This window comes from Streptomyces sp. NPDC026092 (genome assembly GCF_040638605.1).
Classification (GTDB): domain Bacteria; phylum Actinomycetota; class Actinomycetes; order Streptomycetales; family Streptomycetaceae; genus Streptomyces.
On record NZ_JBEZYN010000009.1, the window covers coordinates 34,526 to 43,692 of the forward strand.

Sequence of the window (9,167 nt, forward strand, 5' to 3'; positions counted from 1 at the left end):
TGACCACGGAATCACCACGGAGGCGGAGTCGGTGGCGAGGGAACCGTGGAGCCGCGATTCGCCCCTCGTAGGGGGAGCCCGAGGGAGGCCGGGATGACGAGCGACATCACGAGCACGAACATGCGCATGGGCCCGGAGCGCCCGGGAGGGTTCCAGGTGGCCTGGGCGGTCACGCTGGCCGCCGTGGCGGCGGAAGTGGCCGTCTGGTTCCTCGGCGCCTTCGTCGTCGCGCCCACGGGGCTCGACGAGTTGACCGAGTACGCGGGGCGCGGGGAGGCGGTCACACGGCTGGCCGTCTCGGCCGGTGTCCTGGCCCTGCTCCTGGGCACCTGGGTGGCCGTCGCGGTGTGGATGCGGGCCGGACGTGGCTGGGCCCGGATCGTCCTGACCGTCATCGGCGCGGGGCTTGTGCTGTTCCGGGTCGGTGACTTCGGCATGGACGGCGTGGAGCCGGCCTGGTGGGCCGCGTGCAACGCCCTGCCCGACCTGCTGGCGGCGGCCGCGATCGTCCCGATGTGGCTCCCCGCGAACCGGGCCCGCCCACGGCCCGTCGCCTGATCTCCTCGCTCGGGGCACCGCCTCAGCGGTCCAGCTCCTTGTGGGCGGCCTCCGGCAGCCGGAAGTACACCGCCGAGGAGACCAGGCAGAGGACCGCGACGTACCAGGGGAAGAGACCCGGCCGGTCCAGCTCTTTGAAGAGCGTGCCGACGTACGGCGCCGTTCCGCCGAAGACCGCGACCGTGAGCGAGTACGGGAAGCCGATCCCGGCCGCGCGGACGCGGGCGGGGAACATCTCGGCGTTCACGGCCGCCGAGATCGAGGTGAAGCCGGTCAGCAGCACCATGCCCGCGCACTGCACCAGCAGGAGCGAGCCGAACGAACCGTCGAGGGCGCGCAGCAGCGGCACGCCGAGCAGGGCGAAACCGAGGCCGAAGAAGAGCAGGAGCGGCCTGCGCCCGAACCGGTCCGAGAGCAGCCCGCCGACCGGCTGGAGAAGGGCGAAGAACGCCAGCGACAGGGTCCCGGCGAGCAGTGCGTCCGCCTTGTCGATACCGGTGTTGAGCTCAGCGTACGTCGGGAGGTAGGAGGTCCATGTGTAGTACGCGAGGGTTCCGCCGGCCGTGATGCCGCAGATCAGCAGCGAGGCGCGGGGATGGCGCCGCAGCGCCTCGAAGAGGCGCGGTCGGGGCGCGTCCTGCCGCCCGACGTCGTGGGTCTCCTCGGCGCCGCGGCGGATCCAGAAGCCGGCGAGGCTCAGGACGGCTCCGAGGAGGAAGGGGATCCGCCAGCCCCAGCCGTTCATCCCGTCGTCCCCGAGCACGGCGACGAGCAGGGCGGCCGTCCCGGAGGCGGCGAGCTGTCCGGCGGAGGTGGAGACGTACTGGAAGGACGAGAAGAGTCCGCGCCGCCGGGGTCCGGCGGATTCGACGAGGAAGGTGGTCGAGGCGGCGAACTCCCCTCCCACCGAAAGCCCTTGGAGCAGCCGGGCGACGACGAGCACGACGGGCGCGAGGACGCCGGCGGCCGCGTACGTCGGGGTGAGGCCGACCAGCAGGCTGCTGCCGCCCATGAGGAGGATGGTGACGGTGAGCGCGGTCCGCCGGCCGCGCCGGTCCGCCACGGCACCCATGAGGAGCCCGCCGACGGGCCGCATGAAGAAGCCGACGGCGAAGACGGCGAAGGTCGACAGGAGCGGGACGAGGGAGTTGCCGGAGCCCTTGGGGAAGACCTGGTTGGCGATGTAGGCCGCGAGGAAGGTGTACGCGTACCAGTCGTACCACTCGACCGCGTTGCCGACGGAGGCCGCCAGCAACTGACGGAGCGGGCGCTGGGGCGGGACGGCGGTGGGGCGACCGGGGGCGGGTTCGAGGCCGACGGAGGGGGTGTCTGTCATGATCACGACCTGCCCGGGTCGGCCACTCCGTACGCCCGAGATCCAGCCGACTCCCTCTGGTTCCCCGGCCTCGGGGCGGCGCGCCTTGGGCCGATCGGCTCAGGCGCGGCGCGCCTAGTCCGGCATCACGCCACAGTGTGAAGAGATCCGGCCATGGATGAGCGTGACGACCCGGACGCGCAGGAAAGCGGCCGCTACGGCGAGGCGGTGTTCCGCCCCGAACAGGCGGGCGAGGGTGAGCGCATCGACTTCGGTGCCCTCGCGTACGACGACATCACCATGGCCCGGCTCCGCACCCTGGGGGCGGGTCCCGGGTGGCACTGCCTCGACGTCGGCGCCGGGACGGGCACGGTCTCCCGCCGGCTGCTGGAAGAGGCGGGGGTGGAGAGCGTCCTCGCGGTGGACCGTGACGTACGGTTCCTCCGCGAGCGGCCGGTACCGGGACTCGAGGTACGGGAAGCCGACGTCACCGCCCCGGACTTCGCCCCCGGCCGGTTCCGGCTCGTCCACGCGCGCTTCGTCCTGATGCACCTCCCCGAACACGAGCGCCTCATCGGCCGCCTCGCCGAACTCGTCGCGCCAGGCGGTGTGTTGGTCCTCAGCGACGCGATCGACCTGACGAGCGACCGGACGCCTCCCACGCCGTACAGCGAGGTGATGCGCGCGATGTGGCGGGGGCTGCGCGAGACCATCGGCACCGACGTCTCCTGGGTACCGTCGTACCCGCACCTCCTGCGCAGAGCCGGGCTCGAACCCGTCGCTGCAGAGATCCACGTGCCACCACTGGAGCCCGGCAGCCCCATCAGCCGCTTCTGGGCGGACACTTGGGAGCGCAGCCGAGCCGCGATGCGCGCCACCGGCCTCGTGGACGACGCGTTCGTCGACACGGCGATCCGCTACCTGGACTCGGAGGAATGCGCGGCACTTTCGGCCGGGATGCTCACTGCGTGGGGGAGGAAGCCGGTCAAGCGCTGACCGATGCGGATGACCTTGACCATTGCTGTGACTCGCCCGTCGCACGTCGCCCGTCGCACGTCGCCCGCCCTCGCCCGTCGACTTTCCGACTGGACAACGCGCGTTCGCATGGATGACGATGATCGACTCTTCAAAGGCCAGTTCGAATGGCCTTGAGAGCGGAGGTTCCTGACAGAAGCCTGCAGGTGGTTCTGAGGAGGGGGAAGTTATGGCGAAAGCCGAGTTCTATGTGTCGGCCGACGTGGAGGCCGACGGGCCCGTGCCCGGGCCGTTTTCCATGTCGAGTTTCGGGCTTGCCGTCGCGGGGGTGCATGACGGCGACGGGTTCACGGCTTGTGATCCTGCCGAGCGGACCTTCTACGCTGAGCTCAAGCCGATCAGTGACGGCTACGACCCGGAGGCACTCGCGGTCAGTGGGCTCGATCGGGGGCGGTTGGCGCGGGAAGGGCGGGAGCCTGCCGAGGGGATGAATGCCGCGGCAGCCTGGCTCGGCGGGGTGGCCGAGGAGTCGGGGGCCGTTCCGGTCTTCGTCGCGTATCCGCTGGGGTACGACTGGATGTGGATGTACTGGTACTTCATGCGGTTCGCGGACGCCGGCTCGCCGTTCGGGCACTCCCGCTGCATGGACATCAAGACGCTGTACGCCGCCAAGGCCGCCGTGCAGGTCAATCGGGCGACGAAGCGGTCGATGCCCGCCCATCTGCTGTCCTCGCGGGCCCATACCCACAACGCCCTGGACGACGCGATCGAGCAGGCCGAGCTGTTCCAGAACCTGATGCGGTGGGGCGCCGACGACTGAGCCAGGGAGACGTGAGCCCGCCGTCCCGGGGGAGCGGGCTGAGGCCTCCGGTTCACTTGGTGACCGAGTAGGAGGAGATCGGGCAGTTGACGATGGCCTAGGCTGGCTCGGCGAGCGGATCTTGTGTCTCACACGGCCCGGTCGCAGGGTGTGCGCGGGGTGTAACCCGGGGCGTTCCGGGTGTGTGACCGGCCGGAAATTCGATCTTCCTACGGTGCTGATCGTGGGATGTCCGTCGTCGACGGGTCCATCCCGGCTCGGGACGGTACGCGCGCGGCGGGTGGGAGTTTCGGTGGCATCTGGCTCGAAGGGCGGCAGAGTCCGCACGGTCTGCTCGTACTGCGGGGTCGGCTGCGGAATCGTGCTCGACCTCACGCGGGACCCTGCCGACGGCCGCCGTCGAGTCGCGAAGACGTCCGGAGACAAGGCGCACCCCGCCAACTTCGGCTGCCTGTGCACGAAGGGGGCCGCGAGTGCGGACATGATGGCCGCGGCCGGACGGCTCTCCACGGGTCTGATGCGGGGCGAGCGGGGTGGCGAGCCCGTCGCGACCGGCGTGGACGAGGCGATCGCCGCGGTCGCCGGCCGGCTGCGGGCGATCCTGGACGAGCACGGGCCCGACGCGCTGTCCTTCTACGTCAGCGGCCAGATGTCGCTTGAGGCGCAGTACCTGGCGAACAAGCTGGCCAAGGGGTTCGTCCGTACCCACCAGATCGAGTCGAACTCCCGGCTGTGCATGGCGTCGGCGGGCACCGGCTACAAGCTGTCGCTGGGCGCGGACGGCCCGCCCGGCTCCTATCAGGACTTCGACCACGCGGACGCGTTCTTCGTCATCGGTGCCAACATGGCCGACTGCCACCCCATCCTCTTCCTGCGCATGATGGACCGGATCAAGTCGGCCGGGGCCAAGCTGATCGTCGTCGACCCGCGCCGCAACGCCACCGCCGACAAGGCCGACCTCTTCCTGCAGATCAAGCCGGGCACCGACCTCGCGCTGCTGAACGGCCTGCTGCACCTCCTTGTCGCCAACGGCCACACCGACGAGGAGTTCATCGCCGAGTTCACCGAGGGCTGGCAGGAGATGCCGGCGTTCCTCGCGGACTATCCGCCGGAGAAGGTCGCGGAGATCACCGGAATCCCGGAGGCCGACATCCGGCAGGCCGCCGCCTGGATCGGCGAGGCCGGCGAGTGGATGAGCTGCTGGACCATGGGCCTGAACCAGTCCACCCACGGCACCTGGAACACCAACGCCCTGGTCAACATGCACCTCGCCACCGGCGCCATCTGCCGCCCGGGATCGGGCCCGTTCTCGCTGACCGGCCAGCCCAACGCGATGGGCGGGCGTGAGATGGGCTACATGGGGCCCGGACTGCCTGGCCAGCGCTCGGTCCTCGTCGAGGCGGAGCGCGCCTTCGTCGAGAAGCTGTGGAACATCCCCGAGGGCTCCCTGCGGACCGAGGTCGGGCGCGGAACGGTCGAGATGTTCGAGCAGATGGCCTCCGGTGACATCAAGGCGTGCTGGATCATCTGCACCAACCCCGTCGCCTCCGTCGGCAACCGCAAGACCGTCATCGCCGGCCTGGAGGCCGCCGAACTCGTCATCACCCAGGACGTCTTCGCCGAGACCGAGACCAACGCCTACGCCGACGTCGTGCTGCCCGCGACGCTGTGGGCGGAGTCCGACGGCGTCATGATCAACTCCGAGCGGAACCTCACCCTCGTGCCCGGTGTCGTCGACCCGCCCGGGCAGGCGCTGCCCGACTGGCAGTTGATCGCCCGGGTGGCGTGCGAGATGGGCTTCGCCGAAGCGTTCACGTACTCCTCCTCGGAGGAGGTCTTCGAGGAGCTCAAGCAGGCGTGGAACCCCAAGACCGGCTGGGACCTGCGCGGTGTGACGTACGAACGGCTGCGCACAACCCCCGTCCAGTGGCCGGCGCCCGCCGCCGACGGCCCGGACCGCAACCCGATCCGCTACCTCAACGACGGCGTCAGCCAGACCCTCCTGGAACGCGAGGACGGCACCCGCCCCCGGCTGGCCTTCCCGACCGCCAGCGGACGCGCCCAGTTCTTCGGCCGCCCCCACCTGCCCTCGGCGGAACTCCCCGACGACGACTATCCGTTCGTCCTCAACACCGGTCGCCTGCAGCACCAGTGGCACACCATGACCAAGACCGGCAAGGTGGCCAAGCTCAACAGGCTCCACCCCGGGCCGTTCGTGGAGGTCCATCCCGAAGACGCCGACAGGCTGGGTGTCGTCGAGGGCGACCACCTGGAGGTCGCCTCCCGCCGCGGGCGGGCCGTCCTGCCCGCCGTGCTCACCGACCGGGTCCGGCCGGGTACCTGCTTCGCGCCCTTCCACTGGAATGACCTGTTCGGCGAATACCTCAGCATCAACGCCGTCACCAACGACGCCGTCGACCCGATCTCCTTCCAACCCGAACTCAAGGTCTGCGCCGTCACCCTCGCCAAGACGGCCGCCCCCGTCACGGCGACGCGCCCCAGTGTCCAGTCCCAGCAAGAAGCGTCCGTAACCGCCCTCCCGGCGGCGACGCCTCCCGTGGCGCCCCCGGTGGATTCGCGCCTCGACGCGCTCGCCACTCTCTTCGGCGTCAGCGACCTCGCCCCCGCGGCCCTGGCCGAGCCGGAGCGCCGGTATCTGTCCGGATTCCTCTCCGGCCTCGCCGTCGCCCCGCCCGACGGAGGAGTGCCCGTCCTGCCGCCGGGGGCGCCGCTCACCGCAGACAACGCCCTGTGGGCCGACGGTCTGCTCGCCGGCATCTTCTCCCGTACGGCCGCGTCTCTTACTGCCGTACCGGCTCCGATACCGGCGCAGTCCGGCGCCTCGGCCGGGCCGACCCGCCGCCTGGTCATCCTGTGGGCCTCGCAGACCGGCAGCGCCGAGGAGTTCGCCGTGGCCGCCGCCTCCCGGCTCGCCGAGTCCGGCCGTGCCGCCGAAGTGCTGCCGATGGCCGACGCCTCCCCGGCACGCCTCACACCGGACACGGACGTCCTCCTCGTCACCAGCACGTTCGGCGACGGCGACGCCCCGGACAACGGCGCCGCTTTCTGGCAGGCGCTCTCCGCTCCGGACGCGGCACGGTTGGAGGGGGTCCGCTACGCGGTCCTCGCCTTCGGCGACTCCGCCTACGCCGACTTCTGCGGCCACGGCCGCCGCCTCGACGAACGCTTCGACGCCCTCGGCGCCACTCGGCTCGTCCCCCGTACCGACTGCGAGCCCGACTTCGAGGAGCCCGCCGAACAGTGGCTCGGCCAGGTCGTCACCGCCCTGGCCACGACCGCTCCGGTCGTCTCCCCTGCGAAACCGGCACCGGAGCCGTCACCGGCACCGTCATCGCCGGGCTACACCAAGACATCCCCCTTCGCCACGCTCCTCGTCGGCAACAGGCTGCTGAGCCTGCCCGGTTCCGAGAAGGAGGTCCGGCAGTTCGCCTTCGACACCCGTGGCGGCGAACTCGCCTACGAAGCGGGCGACGCCCTCGGCGTCTGGCCCGCGAACGGCGCCCCGCTCGTCGCCGAGTGGCTCGCCCTCACCGGCCTCGACCCCGACGAACCCGTCGACCTCGGGGATGACATACCCCTCCCCTTCGAAGAAGCCCTGCGCACCCGCCTGGACATCGCCCGCATCACCACCGACCTGCTGAGGTTCGTGACGGAACGCACCGGCAACCACGACCTGAAGCGCCTGCTACGGACCGACAACAAGGACGCCCTCGCGCAGTGGAGTTGGGGACGACAGGCCGCCGACGTCATCGCCGCGTTCCCCGTCCGTGCCTCGGCACCGGAATGGGCGGGCGTCCTCAAGCGCCTCCAGCCGCGCCTGTACTCGATATCCTCCAGCCCGCTCGCCCACCCCGGCGAGGTCCGCCTCACCGTCTCCGTCCTCCGCTACACCAACAGCCTCGGCCACGACCGCAAGGGCGTCTGCTCCACCTACCTCGCCGACCACGCCGACGACGGCCCGGTCCAGGTCTTCGTCCAGCGTTCGGCGCACTTCCGGCCGCCCGCCGACCCCGCCACCCCCATGATCATGGTCGGACCCGGAACCGGCGTCGCCCCCTTCGTCGGGTTCCTCGAAGACCGCCAGGCCCGCGGCCACACCGGCCCCAACTGGCTCTTCTTCGGCGAACAGCGCCAGGCCACGGACTCCTACTACCGCGAGGAGCTGGAGGCGTACCGGGCGTCCGGCCACCTCGACCGCCTCGACCTCGCTTTCTCCCGGGACCAGCGCAACAAGGTCTACGTCCAGGACCGCATGCGCGAACACGGCCCCCGCCTGTGGCAATGGCTCCAGGACGGCGCCCACTTCTATGTCTGCGGCGACGCCTCCCGCATGGCCAAGGACGTCGACCGAGCCCTCAGGGACATCGCCGCCACGCACGGCGGCCTGACCGAGGACGAGGCCGCCGCCTACGTCCGCCGCCTGGCCTCGGACCATCGCTACGTCCGCGACGTCTACTGACGGCCGGTGCCGAACCGTTACGCGTACGGGTACCGACGTCTACTGAGCGCCGGCACCAGCCCGTTACTCGTACCGGTACTCCAGCGAATCCGCCTCCGCCTGCTCGATGTCGGCGATCGTCAGCTCCGGCATCCGCAGCTGGGCCAGCGTCACCTCGGCCGACGTCGGCTGGGCGTCCGCGGGCAGCCACTGCTCCGGCTTCCAGGCCGCGCCGCGCAGGAGCGACTTGGGACAGTGCGGGTAGACCTCCTCGACCCCCAGCACCAGCGCACTGACCGGAGGCTTGCCCACGGCGGTCAGCTGCGACAGCAGCTCCGGGCGGGTGGAGACGCAGGCCCGGCCGTTCACCCTGAGCGTCGTGGTGCGCCCCGGGATGACGAACAGCAGCCCGGCCCGCCCGGTGGCGACGACGTTCCGCAGGGTGTCCAGACGCTTGTTGCCTGTCGCGTCCGGTATCGCCACCGTCCGTGCGTCCAGGACGGCGACGAACCCGGCGGGGCCGCCGCGCGGGGACACGTCACAGTTTCCCTCGGCGTCCGTGCTGGCGACCAGGACCAACGACGAGCAGCCGATCAACTGCCTCGTCTGCTCCGTGAGTTCGGTCATCTGCTTGCGCATGGCCGCGTCCTTGGGACGTTCGTAGACCCGGCGCAAGGTGTCCTGATCGGACACGGCGTCAAGGCGGAGCGAGTCGAAGGCACTGCCGGCGAGAGAAGTCGTCATGCCCCGACCCTACGGGCCGACCTGCGATGGCCCGTCGTCGACAACGAAGCGGGGCCAGGGAAGGAACACCCTCCCTGGCCCCGCCATGCCGCCTGTGAGGGTCAGCCTTCTGGAATGGCGTCCAGAATGCGCTGGGGGACGACCCATACGGTGGCGGCCGGATCGGTGATCTGGGCCTTCCTGCCGTCGACCACCCGCCAAACCGTGGCTGATTCAGGTGACTTGAGCAGGGTGTTGTCCGCGAACCGGGTCGGGAGCGCGTTCCAGACCCGGTCGGGGACGGTCCACATCGGCTT

7 protein-coding genes are annotated in these 9,167 nt (G+C 70.7%); 4 read left to right on the forward strand and 3 right to left on the reverse strand.

The genetic code is table 11. From position 1 onward, the window contains the following. The first annotated feature begins 93 nt into the window (after positions 1-93). Positions 94-558, forward strand: a complete 465-nt coding sequence (locus tag AB0F56_RS16725; RefSeq protein ID WP_362009621.1) for a hypothetical protein — start codon at positions 94-96, stop codon at positions 556-558. 22 nt (positions 559-580) lie between these two features. Here the strand turns inward: AB0F56_RS16725 and AB0F56_RS16730 are convergent, their stop codons facing one another. Continuing rightward, a complete protein-coding gene (locus AB0F56_RS16730; RefSeq protein ID WP_362009623.1) occupies positions 581-1,894 on the reverse strand; it encodes an MFS transporter in 1,314 nt (437 codons plus the stop codon). Positions 1,895-2,047: 153 nt separating this feature from the next. Here AB0F56_RS16730 and AB0F56_RS16735 point away from each other — a divergent pair, with 153 nt between their 5' ends. The 3 genes from AB0F56_RS16735 to AB0F56_RS16745 all read left to right on the forward strand — a co-directional run bounded on the left by AB0F56_RS16735 (position 2,048) and on the right by AB0F56_RS16745 (position 8,148). Further along, positions 2,048-2,869, forward strand: coding sequence for a methyltransferase domain-containing protein (locus AB0F56_RS16735; RefSeq protein ID WP_362009625.1), 822 nt, complete (start codon positions 2,048-2,050; stop codon positions 2,867-2,869). Positions 2,870-3,077: 208 nt separating this feature from the next. Next, entirely contained in the window at positions 3,078-3,668 is a 591-nt protein-coding gene (locus tag AB0F56_RS16740) for an exonuclease (protein WP_362009628.1), read from the forward strand. A gap of 292 nt (positions 3,669-3,960) precedes the next feature. Next, the gene (locus AB0F56_RS16745) at positions 3,961-8,148 is read left to right on the forward strand and encodes a bifunctional nitrate reductase/sulfite reductase flavoprotein subunit alpha (RefSeq protein WP_362009631.1); all 4,188 of its coding nucleotides are present in this window, start codon (positions 3,961-3,963) and stop codon (positions 8,146-8,148) included. Positions 8,149-8,211: 63 nt separating this feature from the next. On the opposite strand, the gene AB0F56_RS16750 is transcribed toward AB0F56_RS16745, so the two are convergent. Further along, positions 8,212-8,871, reverse strand: a complete 660-nt coding sequence (locus AB0F56_RS16750; RefSeq protein WP_362009633.1) for an MSMEG_1061 family FMN-dependent PPOX-type flavoprotein — start codon at positions 8,869-8,871, stop codon at positions 8,212-8,214. Between the two features lie 101 nt (positions 8,872-8,972). After that, a partial coding sequence (locus AB0F56_RS16755) for a hypothetical protein (RefSeq protein WP_362009636.1) occupies positions 8,973-9,167 on the reverse strand: 195 nt, incomplete at its 5' end.

Bases quoted from the DNA above. Each gene is read 5' to 3' on its own strand.
- AB0F56_RS16740 (WP_362009628.1), top strand. From the start codon at position 3,078: ATGGCGAAAGCCGAGTTCTATGTGTCGGCCGACGTGGAGGCCGACGGG.
- AB0F56_RS16735 (WP_362009625.1), top strand. From the start codon at position 2,048: ATGGATGAGCGTGACGACCCGGACGCGCAGGAAAGCGGCCGCTACGGC.
- AB0F56_RS16750 (WP_362009633.1), bottom strand. From the start codon at position 8,871: ATGACGACTTCTCTCGCCGGCAGTGCCTTCGACTCGCTCCGCCTTGAC.
- AB0F56_RS16730 (WP_362009623.1), bottom strand. From the start codon at position 1,894: ATGACAGACACCCCCTCCGTCGGCCTCGAACCCGCCCCCGGTCGCCCC.
- AB0F56_RS16725 (WP_362009621.1), top strand. From the start codon at position 94: ATGACGAGCGACATCACGAGCACGAACATGCGCATGGGCCCGGAGCGC.